The sequence below is a fragment of the Streptomyces lomondensis genome, assembly GCF_014651035.1.
Taxonomy (GTDB): Bacteria; Actinomycetota; Actinomycetes; order Streptomycetales; family Streptomycetaceae; genus Streptomyces; species Streptomyces lomondensis.
Genome location: NZ_BMWC01000006.1, coordinates 1 through 15,617 on the forward strand (window position 1 = coordinate 1; position 15,617 = coordinate 15,617).

Annotated in this window: 11 protein-coding genes; 8 read left to right on the plus strand and 3 right to left on the minus strand. The window is 71.1% G+C overall.

Annotated elements, in window-relative coordinates; genetic code table 11:
* Positions 1-494: 494 nt before the first annotated feature.
* Entirely contained in the window at positions 495-944 is a 450-nt protein-coding gene (locus tag IE255_RS20815) for a PTS sugar transporter subunit IIA (RefSeq protein WP_190051865.1), read from the plus strand.
* Positions 945-1,023: 79 nt separating this feature from the next.
* The gene (gene ptsP / locus IE255_RS20820; RefSeq protein WP_190051866.1) at positions 1,024-2,694 is read left to right on the plus strand and encodes a phosphoenolpyruvate--protein phosphotransferase; all 1,671 of its coding nucleotides are present in this window, start codon (positions 1,024-1,026) and stop codon (positions 2,692-2,694) included.
* Positions 2,695-2,763: 69 nt separating this feature from the next.
* On the opposite strand, the gene IE255_RS20825 is transcribed toward ptsP, so the two are convergent.
* Both IE255_RS20825 and IE255_RS20830 read right to left on the minus strand, forming a co-directional pair.
* Positions 2,764-3,654 (minus strand): DUF8829 domain-containing protein, encoded by an 891-nt coding sequence (locus IE255_RS20825; protein WP_190051867.1) that lies wholly within the window; start codon positions 3,652-3,654, stop codon positions 2,764-2,766.
* 111 nt (positions 3,655-3,765) lie between these two features.
* Complete coding sequence (locus IE255_RS20830; protein ID WP_190051868.1) at positions 3,766-5,733, minus strand: acetoacetate--CoA ligase; 1,968 nt, start codon at positions 5,731-5,733, stop codon at positions 3,766-3,768.
* Between the two features lie 212 nt (positions 5,734-5,945).
* Here IE255_RS20830 and IE255_RS20835 point away from each other — a divergent pair, with 212 nt between their 5' ends.
* Positions 5,946-8,312 carry a glycoside hydrolase family 31 protein gene (locus IE255_RS20835; protein WP_190051869.1) on the plus strand — a complete coding sequence of 789 codons (2,367 nt, stop codon included), beginning with the start codon at positions 5,946-5,948 and terminating at the stop codon, positions 8,310-8,312.
* Positions 8,313-8,314: 2 nt separating this feature from the next.
* On the opposite strand, the gene IE255_RS20840 is transcribed toward IE255_RS20835, so the two are convergent.
* Positions 8,315-8,848, minus strand: coding sequence for an NUDIX domain-containing protein (locus IE255_RS20840; RefSeq protein WP_190051870.1), 534 nt, complete (start codon positions 8,846-8,848; stop codon positions 8,315-8,317).
* Positions 8,849-9,102: 254 nt separating this feature from the next.
* On the opposite strand from IE255_RS20840, the gene IE255_RS20845 reads away from it, so the two are divergent.
* The 5 genes from IE255_RS20845 to glpK all read left to right on the plus strand — a co-directional run bounded on the left by IE255_RS20845 (position 9,103) and on the right by glpK (position 15,612).
* Positions 9,103-9,528, plus strand: coding sequence for a Zn-ribbon domain-containing OB-fold protein (locus IE255_RS20845; protein ID WP_190052254.1), 426 nt, complete (start codon positions 9,103-9,105; stop codon positions 9,526-9,528).
* Positions 9,525-10,715, plus strand: a complete 1,191-nt coding sequence (locus IE255_RS20850; protein WP_190052253.1) for a lipid-transfer protein — start codon at positions 9,525-9,527, stop codon at positions 10,713-10,715. The genes IE255_RS20845 and IE255_RS20850 overlap by 4 nt, the downstream gene beginning before the upstream one ends.
* A gap of 163 nt (positions 10,716-10,878) precedes the next feature.
* A complete protein-coding gene (locus IE255_RS20855; RefSeq protein ID WP_190051871.1) occupies positions 10,879-12,531 on the plus strand; it encodes a GGDEF domain-containing protein in 1,653 nt (550 codons plus the stop codon).
* A 741-nt stretch (positions 12,532-13,272) separates the two neighbouring features.
* Positions 13,273-14,070 carry an MIP/aquaporin family protein gene (locus IE255_RS20860; protein WP_190051872.1) on the plus strand — a complete coding sequence of 266 codons (798 nt, stop codon included), beginning with the start codon at positions 13,273-13,275 and terminating at the stop codon, positions 14,068-14,070.
* Positions 14,071-14,091: 21 nt separating this feature from the next.
* The gene (gene glpK / locus IE255_RS20865) at positions 14,092-15,612 is read left to right on the plus strand and encodes a glycerol kinase GlpK (protein ID WP_190051873.1); all 1,521 of its coding nucleotides are present in this window, start codon (positions 14,092-14,094) and stop codon (positions 15,610-15,612) included.
* The last annotated feature ends 5 nt before the right edge of the window (positions 15,613-15,617 follow it).

Consider the following 15,617-nt stretch of genomic DNA (forward strand, 5'->3'; position numbering starts at 1 on the left):
GCCCGACCGTTCACAGCGTCCTCGCTGTGTTTTTTCAAAGGAACCTCGTCCCAGCTGATACTGGAGACGGGGTATCAACATATCTGGCGTTGACTTTTGGCACGCTGTTGAGTTCTCAAGGAACGGTCGCTTCCTTTGTACTCACCCTCTCGGGCTTTCCTCCGGGCGCTTCCCTTCGCTGTTCCAAACTCTATCAGTGTTCTTCCGTCTCTCTGACCACCGTCCTGCGGGCATGCAGAAGGCGACCCCGAGATAGGATCTGACAAGTTGGGTGCTGCCGGGCGAGGACACTAGCTTGCGTCGCTCAGCCCCAAGCAGGAGTACGACTGTACACGCGGCCGTGGAGCGGGTGCAAATCGATTTGCGGTATGGTCTAGACCACTTCGGAGTGCTCGCGCGGAACCGCACTTCAGGTGACATACCCTGCTGAACAGTGTGCCGCCCGGTACCCGCAGGGACGGCCCATATCGATCTCCACCCCTGGGAGGCTTCCCATGACCACCGTGACGTCCCCACTCGCAGGACGCGCCATCGGACTGGCAGCCGTGCCGGATCCGGTCTTCTCCGGGGCCATGGTCGGCCCGGGCACAGCGATCGACCCCGTACGTGAGTCTTCCGAAGCCGTCTCGCCCGTGGACGGCGTCATCGTCTCCCTGCACCCCCACGCGTTCGTCGTCGTCGACGAGAGCGGACACGGCGTGCTCACCCACCTCGGTATCGACACGGTGCAGCTCAACGGCGAGGGTTTCGAGCTGCTCGTGAACAAGGGCGACACCGTCCGGCGCGGGCAGGGCATCGTGCGCTGGAACCCGGCCGCCGTCGAGGCCGCCGGCAAGTCCGCTGTCTGCCCGGTCGTCGCCCTGGAGGCCACGGCCGAAGCGCTCTCCGATCTTCGCGACAACGGCGATGTGAAGGCCGGCGACAGTCTCTTCCTCTGGAAGTGACGTCAGTGCCGTCGTATGACGGCGAGTACGACAACCAACGCGGCGGCGGGACCCGCCGCACTATTCGGAGACGGGTGAGATGGAGACAACGCTGCGAGGCGTCGGTGTGAGCCACGGTGTGGCGATCGGCGAGGTTCGGCATATGGGAACGGCGGTGCTCGAGCCGCCCGCGAAGCAGATCCCGGCGGAGGAGGCGGAGCGCGAACAGGGGCGCGCCCGCAAGGCCGTGGAGGCTGTGGCGGCCGACCTGATGGCGCGCGGCAATCTGGCGGGGGGCGAAGCCCAGGCGGTGCTCGAGGCGCAGGCCATGATGGCCCAGGATCCCGAGCTGATGGCCGACGTGGAGCGGCGGATCGCTGTCGGCAGCACGGCCGAGCGGGGGGTGTACGACGCGTTCGCCTCGTACCGCGAGCTGCTGGCCGGCGCCGGTGAGTACCTCGCCGGGCGCGTGGCCGACCTCGATGACGTGCGGAATCGTATCGTCGCCCGTCTGCTGGGGGTGCCGATGCCGGGCGTCCCCGACAGCGACGAGCCCTATGTCCTGGTGGCCCGTGACCTCGCGCCTGCCGACACCGCGCTGCTCGATCCGACTCTGGTGCTCGGCTTCGTCACCGAGGAGGGCGGTCCGACCAGCCACAGCGCGATTCTGGCTCGGGCGCTCGGTGTGCCGGCCGTGGTCGCGCTGCCGGGTGCCGGTGAGCTCGCCGAGGGCACGATGATCGCCGTCGACGGCAGCACGGGCGAGATCTTCGTGGAGCCGAGCGACGAGAAGAAGGCTCAGCTCGAGGCCGCGGCCGCCGAGCGGAAGGCGGCGCTGGCCGCGTCGTCCGGGCCCGGTGCCACCGCGGACGGTCACAAGATGCCGCTGCTGGCGAACATCGGCGGCCCTGCGGATGTGGCGGCCGCCGTCGAGGCCGGTGCCGAGGGCGTCGGTCTCTTCCGTACCGAGTTCCTCTTCCTTGATGACAGCAAGCAGGCGCCGTCCGAGGAGAAGCAGACCGCGGCGTACCGGCAGGTGCTCGAGGCGTTCCCCGAGGGGCGTGTCGTGGTGCGGGTTCTGGACGCGGGCGCGGACAAGCCGCTCGACTTCCTCACGCCCGCCGACGAGCCCAACCCGGCGCTGGGCGTGCGGGGGCTGCGGACGCTGCTCGATCACCCGGAGGTCCTGCGCACGCAGCTGACCGCCCTCGCGAAGGCCGCGGAGGGGCTGCCGGTCTATCTCGAGGTCATGGCCCCGATGGTGGCGGACCGTACGGATGCCCGGGCCTTCGCGGACGCGTGCCGTGAGGCGGGTCTGCGGGCGAAGTTCGGCGCGATGGTCGAGATCCCGTCGGCCGCGCTGCGGGCCCGCTCGATCCTCCAGGAGGTCGAGTTCCTGTCGCTGGGGACGAACGACCTGGCGCAGTACACGTTCGCCGCCGACCGTCAGGTGGGTGCGGTGTCCCGTCTCCAGGATCCGTGGCAGCCCGCGCTGCTCGACCTGGTGGCGCTGTCCGCCGAGGCGGCGAAGGCCGAGGGCAAGAGCTGTGGTGTCTGCGGTGAGGCCGCGTCGGACCCGCTGCTCGCTTGTGTGCTGGCCGGTCTGGGTGTCACCTCTCTCTCGATGGGTGCGGCGTCGATTCCCTATGTCCGGGCGACGCTGGCGAAGTACACGCTGGCGCAGTGCGAGCGTGCCGCCGCTGCGGCGCGGGCGTCGGACAGCGCCGAGGACGCGCGGAGCGCGGCGCAGGCGGTGTTGTCGGGCGAGTAGGCCGGACACGGCCGGCCGATGGCTGCCCGGGAGGGGCGCTCCACTGAGGTGGGGCGCCCCTCCCGCGTTTCAGTGGTGGTGTCCTTGTGCGGGGTTCTCGTCTCCAAGGTCGGGCGGTGCGCAGTAGTCGACGTTGGATTCCGGGGAGATGAGGTCTCCGGATTCGATGTCGGTGCAGTAGGCGTCGAAGACTTCCCCTGCGGTGAGGGGTTCGAGTCCGTACGCGCGCAGGCGCCAGCCGTAGACGCGGTCGGGGGTGTCCGGGGCGCTGGCGCGGATGACGAGTCCTCCGGGGCTTTCGGTGGCCAGGCCGAGGGCCAGGACGGTGGTGAACTCGAGGGCTTCGGCCTCGTCCAGCTCCAGAGTGCTGCCGGTGTCCGTGGCATGGAGGGCGGCGACGAGGGTTTCGGGTGGTCCGGTGACGCTGCACACGAGGTGCCGGCCGCCGGGTGGGGCTGTGTCGAGGATGCGGACGAGGAGGTCCGAGGCGCGGGCGAAGGCGGCGCGTCCGATGTCCTCGCCGCAGGAGGTGCAGGCGCCCAGGCGGGCGAGGAGGGTGCTCGCGTACTCCCAGGTGGCCTGCCGGACGGCCTCGTCGACGAGGGCCGGGAGGAGGTCGGCCAGCGGCTGGCCCTCGTACGGGAGGGTCGGGCCGGTCAGCGCGAGTCGCGCCGTGAACCGGGTGCGGGTCGACGGGAGGTCGGGGTCCAGGCCCTTCTGCTCGCAGAACTCGGAGTATTCCTCCGGGTCGAAGAGGGCGACCGTGGTGTGGCTGCCCTGTAGGGCCCGTGTCCGGAGGAGGGCCTCCATCTGTTTCAGGTAGGTCGCGTGGTCGTCGAAGGTGAAGCTGCGGTAGCGCCGCATGGCCCGGAAGTCGTGCTCGTCGGTCAGCAGGCCGATGGTGCCGGCGATTTCGCGGCGCAGGACGCGTCGCATGGTCCGGCTGTCGGTGTGCGTCATTGTGTTCCCCCTGTGCACGGTCGATCAATGCTCACTCACAGTAATCGGCGGCACTGACAACGGGGGCGCGGCAGGGTGATCACGCACGTTACTGACGGCGAAAACAGCAGGTCAGGAGCGCTTGCGGGCCAGGTCTTCGTAGAAGGCCAGCAGGTCGAGGTTGTCGATGGAGCCCGGGTTGACCGCCTGCTCCAGCGGGGTGCCTTGGAGGAGACGTTTGACCGGGACCTCGATGCGCTTGCCGGTGAGGGTGTGCGGGATGCCGGGCACTTCGATGATCTCGTCGGGGACGTGGCGCGGTGAGAGTTGTTCACGGATGGTCTGATTGATGCGGCTCAGCAGGGGCTCGTCGAGGACGGCTCCCGGGGCCAGGTGCACGAAGAGGGGCATCCAGTAGCCGCCGTCGGGCTGTTCGATGCCGATGACGAGGGACTCCCGGATCTCGGGGAGGCGTTCGACGGCTTCGTAGATGTCGGCGGATCCCATGCGTACGCCCTGGCGGTTGAGCGTGGAGTCGGAGCGGCCGTGGATGATGACGGATCCGCGGGAGGTGACGGTGATCCAGTCGCCGTGGCGCCAGACGCCGGGGTAGGTGTCGAAGTAGCTGTCGTGGTAGCGGCTGCCGTCGGGGTCGTTCCAGAAGTGGATGGGCATCGACGGCATGGGGTTGGTGACCACGAGTTCGCCGACCTCGTGGATCAGGGGGTTGCCGTTCGGGTCCCAGGACTGGAGGTCGGTGCCGAGGCAGGGGGCCTGGAGTTCGCCGAGGTGGACCGGGAGGGTCGGTACGGCTCCGGCGAAGCAGGAGCAGACGTCCGTGCCGCCGCTGACGGAGGCGATCCACAGGTTGTCGCGGACCTCGTCGTGGAGCCAGCGAAAGCCGTCGGGCGGCAGGGGCGAGCCGGTGGTGGCGACGCACTGGACGGAGGACAGGTCGAAGTCGCGGGACGGGTGCACGCCCGCCTTGCGGCAGGCCATGACGTAGGCGGCCGAGGTGCCGTAGAGGGTGGCCTTGGTGCGTTCGGCGATCCGCCACTGGGCGGCGGTGTCCGGGTAGCCCGGGCTGCCGTCGTAGAGGACGATCGTGGTGCCCGTGAGCAGGCCGGAGACGAGGAAGTTCCACATCATCCAGCCGGTCGAGGTGTACCAGAAGAAGCGGTCCTCGGGGCCCAGGTCGCAGTGCAGGCCGAGTTGCTTGAGGTGCTCGACCAGGATGCCGCCCTGGGACTGGACGATGGCCTTGGGCAGGCCGGTCGTGCCGGAGGAGTAGAGCACCCACAGGGGGTGGTCGAAGGGCACCTGCTCGAAGACGGGGGCGGTGTCGCCGGAGGTGAGGGACGACCAGTCCAGGGCGCCCTCGGGTGCGTCGGTGCCGAGGAGGGGGATGTGGACGACGGCGCGCAGGGTGGGCAGTTCGCGGCGCAGTTCGGCGACGATCTCGCGTCGGTCGTGCTCCTTGCCGCCGTAGCGGTAGCCGTCGACGGTGAACAGTACGACGGGTTCGACCTGCTGGAAGCGGTCGAGGACGCTGCGGGCGCCGAAGTCGGGGGCGCAGGACGTCCAGACGCCGCCCACGGCGGCTGTGGCGAGGAGGGCGACCACGGCTTGCGGGACGTTGGGGAGGTAGCCGCTGACGCGGTCTCCGGGACGTACGCCGAGGGCGCGCAGCTCGGCGGCCAGGGAGCCGACCTGGCGGCGCAGCTCGGCCCAGGTCACGGGGCGTGGTTCGTGTGTCTCGTCGACGTGCAGGAGGGCCGGTTCGTCCGCGCGGGTGTCGGCCGCGCGCAGGGCGTGTTCGGCGTAGTTGAGGGTCGCCCCGGGGAACCACTGGGCGCCGGGCATGGAGCGGTCGCCGAGCACGCGCGCGTAGGGGGTCGAGAAGCGGACGTCGAACCACTCGGTGACGGCTTTCCAGAAGGTCTCCAGGTCATCGACGGACCAGCGCTGGAGGGCCGCGTAGCCGCCTTCGGCGGGGGCGCCGTGGTGCTCGGCGGCCCAGGCCTGGAACCTGGTGATGCGTGCCCGGTCGATGCGCTCGGGGTCTGGCTGCCAGAGCGGCTGAAGACTATCGGTCGACATGGTCGGCTCCCGGACTGTGCGCGTCGTGTGCGTCCTCCGCGCACGGGCTGGGGTGTGCGCGTGACGCGGCTGGCACGGACAATGCCATGTGATCGACTTCGGCACCAGGGTGCGCCCCACATAGTCCGTGTCGTGAAGATGTGGTCCTGGCACGGGTGAACGGCAGTTGAACGACACGCGCGTGTGGGGCGGTCAGTGGCAGGGTGAGCAGCATGAACGGTCGTGACCTGGTGCGTTCGGTGAAAGCGGTGGGTTCGGTAGGGGCGGCGCAGGGTGTGCGTACCGTACGAGCAGCGTGGCGCAGGCGGCGGGCCGACGCCACCGGGCTGCCCTCGCGGGGGGCGGAGCGTGCGCGGGTGCCCGGACCCGTGCGGGAGGTGGAGCCTCTGCCGGGCGGCGGTGTCGTCCGGTTCAGCCGGTCGGAGCTGCGGATTCTCGTCGCCGTGAACGGTGCCGTCTTCTGGGGCTGGGACGGGGCGGAACCCGAGCCGTCGTACGCGCTGGCCGGCCGCTGTCCGGAGCCGGATTCCCGGGCGGTGCTGGAGCCGGACAAGGACGGCGGCTGGCGGGTGGTGGCCGAGCGGGTGACGGTGGCCGTCTCGCGGCACGGCGCGGTGGAGGTGTGCACCCCCGGTGGCGTGACCCTTCGCCGTGATCTGCCACCGCGCTGGTGGGAGCCGGTCGGCGGCGGCCCGGCGCGGTGGATGCAGCGGTCGGAGGTGGCCGCCGACGCGCGGTTCTTCGGGCTCGGGGGGCGTGCCGCGGGTCCTCGGCTGCCGGACGGGACGTACCGGCTGTGGAACACCGATCCGGGGTACTCCTTCGCGCCTGGTGACGACCCGCTGTACATCACGATGCCGGTGCAGCTGGTGGTGTCCGACGGCGGTACGCATCTGGTGTTCCACGACAGCTCGTGGGACGGCACGGTGACCCTGCGGGAGGGTGAGGAGGGGGCCGGTTCCGGGCACGACCGTGCCGGAACGAGCGAGCTGCGGATGGACGGCGGTCCGCTGCGCTGCTGGGTGATGGTGGGCACCCCCGCGCGCGTGCTGCTCGCCTGGGCCTCGCTCACGGGGGCGCCCGCGCTGCCGCCCGCGTGGGCGCTGGGCCATCACCACGCGCGGTGGGGGTTCGGCAGCGAGCAGGAGGTGCGTCGGATCGTCGCGGGGTACCTGGAGCACGGTCTGCCGCTCGACGCCGTGCACCTGGACATCGACCACTTCGACGCGCATCAGGTGTTCACCGTCGACCAGGACCGCTTTCCGAAGCTGCCGGTTCTGGCCGAGGAGCTCCGGCGGGACGGCATCCGGCTGGTGTCGATCGTCGACCCGGCCGTCAAGGCGATGCCCGGCAACGCCGTGTACGACGGTGGCGCGGCGGAGGACGTGTTCGTGAAGGACGCTTCGGGTCAGGTCGTGCAGGGGGTGGTGTGGCCCGGGGAGGCGGTGTTTCCGGACTTCACGCACGCGCGCGTGCGGGAGTGGTGGGGCCGTCTCTACGAGGAGCGGCTCGCGCAGGGGTTCTCCGGTTTCTGGCACGACATGAACGAGCCGACGTCGTTCTCCGCCTTCGGGGAGTCGACGCTGCCGCGTTCGGCTCGGCACTCCCTGGAGGGGCGGGGCGGTGACCATCGCGAGGCGCACAACGTGTACGCGCTGTGCATGGCCAGGGCGGGCTTCGAAGGGTTGCGGAGACTCGCTCCCCGGGAGCGGCCGTTTGTGTTCTCCCGCTCCGGGTGGGTCGGCATGCAGCGCTACGGCGGGACGTGGTCGGGGGACGTGGCCACCGGCTGGCCGGGGCTGCGGGCATCTTTGGCGTTGGTCATAGGTCTCGGGCTGTGCGGCGTCCCGTACTCGGGGCCGGACATCGGAGGCTTCGACGGGGATCCTTCACCCGAGCTGTACCTGCGGTGGTTCCAGCTGGGCGCGTACCTGCCGCTCTTCCGTACGCACGCGAGTCTGCGGGCGGGGCGGAGGGAGCCCTGGGAGTTCGGTCCCGAGGTGCTGGAGCACGCGCGCGTGGCGCTCGTCGAACGCCGGCGGCTGTTGCCGTACTTCTTGACGCTGGCGCATCTGGCCCGGCGTACCGGGGCGCCCTATGTGCGGCCCCTGTGGTGGGGCGCGCCGGAGGAGCGGGCGCTGCGTGACTGCGGGGACGCCTTCCTGCTCGGTGACAGCCTGCTGGTGGCGCCGGTGCTCGGTCCGGGGGAAGGCCGGCGCGCCGTGCAGCTGCCTCGGGGGCGCTGGTACGACACGGTGACGGAGCAGGCGTACGAGGGCCCGGCGCAGGTGCTCGTCGACGCGCCGCTGTCCCGGATCCCGGTGTTCGCACGCGCGGGTGCCGTTCTTCCGGTACGCGGGGAGGACGGCGGTCTGGAACTGGAGGTGTGGGCGCCCGCCCGGGGACGGACCGGGGGCGGGCTGGTCGTGCCGGACGGGGGCGAAGGGAGGGACGAGCCGGAGATCGAGCGCTACACCGCTCGGTGGATGGGTTCGCGGGTGGTCGTCGAGCGGGAGGGTGAGGACGGCGGGGGCGTGCCGTCCTACCCGGTGCGCGTGCGCGGGGCCGGGGAGCGCTGAGCTCAGTACCGGCCCTCGAACCAGGCCCGTACGGCCACGGTGTGCAGCGGGAAGGCGAGCTCTTCCGGTCGGCGCAGGAGGTGCCAGCCTTCGGTCTCGTCGGTGGCGGCGGAGGGCGGCAGGCCCTCGGCCGGGCGTTCCGGGAGGAGACCGAACAGCAGCAGGTGCCCGTCGGGCGAGCTCATGGCGTCGACGAGCCGTACGTCGCGGCCGGCCGCGTCGATGCCGGTTTCCTCCTTGAGCTCGCGTACGACGGCCTGCCGCCAGTCCTCCCGGTCGTCGATGTAGCCGCCGGGCAGGGCGATGCCCCCGCGCGCGGGAGCGACGGTTCGTGTGATGACGACCAGGGCGGTGCCCTTGGTGTCGTACACGGGCTGGAGGGCCACCGCGACCGGGAGTGGATTGCGGTAGGCCACGGCACCGCACGCCGGGCAGGTGCGGGGCCAGCCGGAGACGCCCTCTCCGTAGGGCGCACCGCAGCTCGAACAGTGGGAGTCCGGCGCGGAATTGGAACTGGAGTGCTGAGTTTCGGACACGCGGCGGACTGTAGCCGATCACGGGGAGGGCGTCTCGGGCAGGCGGCTCAGTGGGCGCTGGTGAGCGACTTCCTGGACACCGGGAAGTCGAAGTAGGTGTCCGGGTAGGGCTCGGGCTCGAAGGCGAGAGCACACCGCCGTTGCCTCTCCCTTCCGGGTCGGCGGCCTGCCGATCTCGGGCGGACCGTGGCAGACTTCTGACGTTCCGTCAGGTCTGGTCTGCTGGAGGGACTGTGGCGCGTACACGAACACCCGTGGTGGCGGGATGGTTCGCCGGGGAGGGGGACGGTTTCCGGCTGCTCGGCACGCGCTGTACGGCCTGCGCCTCGGTCTTCTTCCCGCGCGAGGACCACAACTGCCGCAACCCCGACTGCTCGGGCGGGGAGCTGGAGGAGATCCCGCTGTCCCGGCGCGGGCGTGTCTGGTCGTACACGGACAGCCGGTATCGGCCGCCGTCACCCTACGTGACCGATCCGGAACTTCCATGGGAGCCGTGCGCGTTGATCGCTGTGGAGCTGGAGGCCGAGCGGATCGTGGTGCTGGGACAGGCGGCTCCCGGGGTCACCGTCGCCGATCTGGCGGTGGGCATGGAGGCGGAGGTCGTGCCCGGCGTGCTCCATGAGGACGCGGAGACGACATGGACGACGTGGCACTGGCGGCCGACGGGGGTGAAGGCGTGACGGACGAGGTGGCGGTGCTCGGCGCGGGCATGCATCCGTGGGGCAAGTGGGGGCGGAGCTTCGTCGAGTACGGCGTCGCGGCGGCCCGCGCGGCCCTCGCCGATGCCGGGTTGGAGTGGCGGGACATCGGCTCGGTCATCGGTGCGGACACGGTGCGGGGCGGCTATCCGGGGTACGTCGCGGGAGCCACGTTCGCGAAAGCACTGGGTTGGCAAGGGGCCCGGGTCGCGAGCGTGTACGCGGCGTGCGCGTCCGGGGCGCAGGCTGTCGACACCGCGCGGGCGCAGATCCTCGCCGGGCTCGCCGATGTGGTGCTCGTGGTCGGGGCCGACGCGGCCCCCAAGGGATTCTTCCGTCCTGCGGGCGGAGACCGGCCCGATGACCCCGACTGGCTGCGCTTCCGCGTCCTCGGGGCGACCAACCCCGTCTACTTCGGGCTGTACGCCCGCCGGCGCATGGCCGTGCACGGCGACACGCCGGAGGACTTCGCACAGGTGAAGGTGAAGAACGCGGCCATGGGAGCGCTCAACCCGAACGCCCGCTACCGCAGCCGCGTCACCGCCGAGGAAGTCGCCGCCTCGGCTGTGGTCGCCGATCCGCTGCGGCTGCTCGACATCTGCGCGACCTCCGACGGCGGTGCGGCCCTGGTGCTGTCGAGCATGGAGTTCGCGCGGCGGCACGGTCAGGCGGAGCCTGTGCGGATCCGGGCCGTCTCCACGGTGACACCGCGGTATCCGAACACCGTGCTGGACCTGCCGGACATCGCCACGGACTCCGCGGTGGCGGTGGACCCGCCAGGAGAGACGTTCCGCGAGTCGATCGCCCGGGCGGCCTACGAGGAGGCGGGTATTGGGCCAGAGGACCTGTCGCTGGCCGAGGTCTACGACCTGTCCACGGCCCTGGAGTTGCAGTGGTACGAGGACCTGGGGCTGTGCGGCGAGGGCGAGGGGGTGAAGCTGCTGCGGGACGGTGCGACGGCCCTGGGCGGTCGCATACCGGTGAACGTCAGCGGTGGGCTGGCCTCCTTCGGCGAGGCGGTTCCGGCCCAGGCGATCGCCCAGGTGTGCGAACTGGCCTGGCAGTTGAGGGGCGAGGCCGGTGACCGGCAGGTGGGGGGAGCGCGCGTCGGCATCAGCGCGAACCAGGGGCTCTTCGGGCATGGGTCGGCGGTGATCGCGGTGCGGTGAAACGCCCGGACGGCAGTACGGATTCAGGGGCTGTGCCGGCGCGGTTGCCGGGCGCGCGACCGCTCCGGGGACGTCGTCCTACGCTGTGTGACCGCGCCGGAATCCTGCGTGAACGTCTCATGAACTGCGCTCGGGCGTGCGCCGGTGGAGTCATCATGCTCCCGTGCCCTCCTGGACGGATACTCTCCGCTTCGCTTTCCAACCGGTGGTCAACCTGACGACGGGAGTGGTCGCGGGACTGGAGATACTCGTCCGCCCGGAGACCGGCGACATCCTGGCCGAGGCCCGCCGGGACCCCGAGCTGGACTGCCGGCTGGCGGTGTCGGCGGTCCGTGCGGCGGTGCGCAAGGAGACCCTGCTTCCGCTGTTCGTCAACGTGTTCGCCGGCACCCTCGCCGACCTGGGCGGGCTCCCGTCCCTGCACGACGCCGTGCGCGAGGCGGGGCGGCTCCCGTGGGAGGTGACGGTCGACGTCTGTCCGCCGTACACGCACGTGCCGCAGCAGGCGCTGCTGGAGGCGGTGGCCACGCTGCGCGGCCAGGGCTTCCGGATCTGCGCGGACGGTGTCGGGGACGGGGACGTGCCCCTGCGGCTGCTCTCGGACATCGCGCCCGGCCTGGTGAAGCTGGACGCGTCGCTTCTGGAGCGGCCGGCGGTGGTGCGGTCGATGCGGACGCTGTGCGATGAACTGGGAGCGCTCCTGGCCGTCGAGGGCGTGGAGACCGAAGGGCAGTGCGCGGCGGCGCTGGCGGCCGGGGCGCAGCTGGCGCAGGGCGAGCTGTTCGCGCCGCCGGCCCGGCTGCCCGCCGCGGACGTCTACATTCCGCCCCGCTCCCCCGGCCAGATCGCCGTGCCGCGGTCCGGGCCGTCGGTGCGGGAGTTCGTGCGGCCCGCCGCCTTGCTGCCCGCCACAGCGTCCGCGGGGCAGGTGCGAGCACTGCTGACCGGGTCGCCGGACGTGTCGGGGGTGCTGCTCGTGGACACCGCGGGGGTGCCGGTCCGGTCGGTGCACCGCTCCCGCTTCCTGCTGTCGATGTCGGGGCGCTACGGGCACGCCCTGTACGCCGACCGGCCCGCGGCCAAGCTCGGTGACCCGCCGCGGACGGTGGGTGTCGACGCGACCGCCTGGGAGGTCCTGGACGTGGTGGCGGTCGGCGGACGGGACCGTACGTCGGACGACGTTGCCGTGGTGGACGAGTACGGGCGGTGTGTGGGTGTCGTACGGCTCGCGGACCTCGTGCGGGCGCTGGCCGAGACACGGGTGGAGGAGGCGGCGGGGCTCAATCCGCTGACGCGTCTGCCCGGCTCGGACGCGATCACGGGTGAGGTGGACCGGCGGATCGCGGCGGGGCGGGCGTTCGCGCTGAGCTGGCTGGACGTCGACCACTTCAAGCAGGTCAACGACGGGGCCGGGTTCGCGGCGGGGGACGAGCTGATCCGGGCGGTGGGGCGAGCGCTGGAGCAGGCCGCGACGGGCGGCGCGCGCGTGGGACACATCGGCGGGGACGACTTCCTGGTGCTGGCCGATCCGGACGGTCTTGATCCGCTGGCCGCCTCCGTGCTGGACGCTCCCTGGTCGGCGGGTGGCCGGCCGGTCACGCTGTCGCTCGCGACGGTGCTGTGCGCTCCGGGCAGTGTGACGGACCACCGGCAGGCGGCCGCTTGCCTGGCACCGCTGAAGAAGGCGGCGAAGGCGTTGCACGGGGCGAGTTGGGTGCTGGGCCGGGCGGGCGTGCCCGGACACGAGACCCGCCGGGGCTCCGAGCCGACGCCCGCACCGGCGGGGTGTGGCGTGGCGGAGCCGGGTGGGCTTTGAGGGCGGAGTCGGGTGAGGTCGGACAGGGCAAGCCGCGTGGAGGGCTTGCAGGGGCTCTGAGCCTCTTGCAGAGGGCTGAAGAGGCCGGGCCGTGTGCTCGGGGCAGGTGGGGCCGGCACCCGCGGCCGTGGCCCTGTCGGGGGCGGTTCCTGGGCACCGGTGACCCGGCCGCCAGAGCCCCGCACGGCGGCCGGGGCCGCGGCAGGGCTCGTGCGGTTGAGAAACCGGCAGGTCAGGTAGATCCTGGACACGAGTGAGCGAGGAGTCAGGTGCGGCTGTGCAGTCGCCGACGGCGGTGCTCAGCGCAGGCCGGACACCACCAGCCAAGCCTCGCGCGGCAGACCAGGCCCGCGCGGGTCCGTCCCAGATCTGAAAAGCGACCCGACCGGGTATCGCCGCGGCCGTGCAACCGGCCACCCGGCCCGGCAGGAGCCCGGGCGGCCGTCACATGGCCGTCAACCGTTGCGGTCGGCGACCTTGACGCCCTTTGGGTGCCGGTGAACACTTCCGGTGTCAGTCGACATCGCCGTACATACTCGGCGTAATCCGGCACTGCGGCGCGTGAACGCGCCTGCGCCAAGGCCCTTTCCCCCACGGGCGATTCGGCTGCGACGGCACGCTCGTCACGGATGCCGGGCGGGGCGCGGGATCCCCTGCCTTCGGCTGAAGTAGCCATGGGAAACGCACCCTGCACGTGAGGCCCGGGGCGGATCGTCCCCAGGCCAGGGCCTAGGAGCCGCCATGAGCAACGTAGACATCTTCGTCGGCGAGATCATCGGCACGGCGATCCTCATTCTGTTCGGTGCGGGCGTCTGCGCCGCCGTCACCCTCAGATTCTCGAAGGCGCGAGCCTCGGGCTGGATCGTCATCACGTTCGGCTGGGGCTTCGGCGTCCTGGCCGGCGCGTACACCGCCGCTCCGCTGTCGGGCGGCCACATCAACCCCGCGGTCACGTTCGGCCTGGCCGTCGACACAGGCGTGTGGAACAAGGTCTGGGTCTACGTGCTCGGGCAGATGGTGGGGGCGATCCTGGGGGCCATCCTGGCGTACCTGCTGTACTTCGCCCAGTTCCGGGCCAACATACGGCAGACCGGCACCACGGACGGCACGGTGGACGAGCCGGTGCCGACCCTGGGCATCTTCTCCACCATCCCGGAGATCAGGAACCCGGTCGCCAACCTCATGACGGAGATCCTCGCGACCATCGCGCTGGTGCTGCCCATCCTCGCGCTGGTCGGCGACAACAGGGTCGTCCAGGGGGTGGGCATCGGACCGATCCCGGGCGAGGGAGCCGGGATCTACGGCTCCGGCATCTCGATCCTGCTGGTGTCCCTGCTGGTCGTCGGCATCGGTCTGTCGCTCGGTGGGCCCACCGGTTACGCGATCAACCCGGCACGTGACCTCGGTCCGCGCATCGTGCACCAGTTCCTCCCGATCCCGAACAAGGGCACGTCCGACTGGGGATACGCGTGGGTCCCGGTGGTGGGGCCGCTGGCCGGCGGTGTCCTCGCGGCCCTCATCTACAACGCAGCCTTCTGACCGAGCGATCGAGAGGTAGCCATGACGGACAACGCCGAGAAGTACGTCGCAGCGATCGACCAGGGCACCACGTCGAGCCGCTGCATCGTCTTCAACCAGGACGGCGCGATCGTCGCCGTCGACCAGCGCGAGCACCGCCAGATCTTTCCCAAGCCGGGCTGGGTGGAGCACGACGCCACCGAGATCTGGTCCAAGACCCAGGCGGTCGTCGCCGGCGCGATCGCCAAGGCCGGGCTGCGTGCCGACCAGCTGAGCGCGATGGGGATCACCAACCAGCGTGAGACGACCCTGCTGTGGGACCGCGCGACGGGGAAGCCGGTGCACAACGCCATCGTGTGGCAGGACACGCGGACGGCGGCGCTGTGCAACCAGCTGGGCGGCTCGGACGGGCAGGACCGTTTCCGCGAGCAGACGGGTCTGCCGCTGGCCACCTACTTCTCCGGACCCAAGGCGGCCTGGCTGCTCGACAACGTGCCCGACCTGCGGGCCCGTGCCGAGCGCGGTGAGATCGCCTTCGGCACGATCGACTCCTGGCTGATCTGGAACCTCACCGGCGGCACGGACGGCGGGCAGCACGTCACCGACGTCACCAACGCCGGGCGGACCATGCTGATGAACCTGGAGACCCTCCAGTGGGACTCCTCGATCCTCTCGGCGATGAACATCCCCGAGGCCATGCTGCCCGAGATCAGGTCCTCGGCCGAGGTGTACGGCACCGCCGTCGGCCAGCTCGCCGGCGTCCCCGTGGCCTCGGCACTGGGCGATCAGCAGGCGGCCGTGTTCGGACAGGCCTGCTACGACGTGGGCACGGCGAAGAACACGTACGGCACGGGCAGCTTCCTGCTGCTCAACACGGGCAACCGCCCGGTGCCGTCGAAGAGCGGCCTGCTGACGACGATGGGGTACAAGATCGGCACTGAGGCGCCGGTCTACTGCCTGGAGGGGTCGATCGCCATAACGGGCGCGCTGGTCCAGTGGTTCCGCGACCAGCTCGGCATCATCCGTACCGCCGACGAGATCGAGCCCCTGGCGGCGAGCGTGGAGGACAACGGCGGCGCGTACATCGTGCCGGCGTTCTCGGGCCTGTTCGCGCCGTACTGGCGTTCGGACGCGCGGGGCGTGGTCACCGGCCTGACCCGGTACGTCACGAAGGCGCACCTCGCGCGCGCGGTGCTGGAGGCGACGAGCTGGCAGACGCGCGAGGTCGTGGACGCCATGTACCAGGACTCCGGGGTGCACATCACCACCCTGAAGGTCGACGGCGGCATGACGAAGAACAACCTGCTCATGCAGCACCAGGCCGATGTCCTCGATGTGCCGGTGGTGCGGCCCAAGGTCTCCGAGACCACCTGTCTGGGCGCCGCGTACGCGGCCGGTCTGGCCACCGGGGTCTGGAACGACCTGGACGAACTCAAGGCGCACTGGCAGAAGGACGTCGAGTGGACGCCGTCCATGGAGGCGTCGGTGCGGGACCGCGAGCACCACAACTGGCGCAAGGCCGTGGAGCGGAGCTTCGGCTGGGAGGAGCACAGCGAGAGCTAGCCACG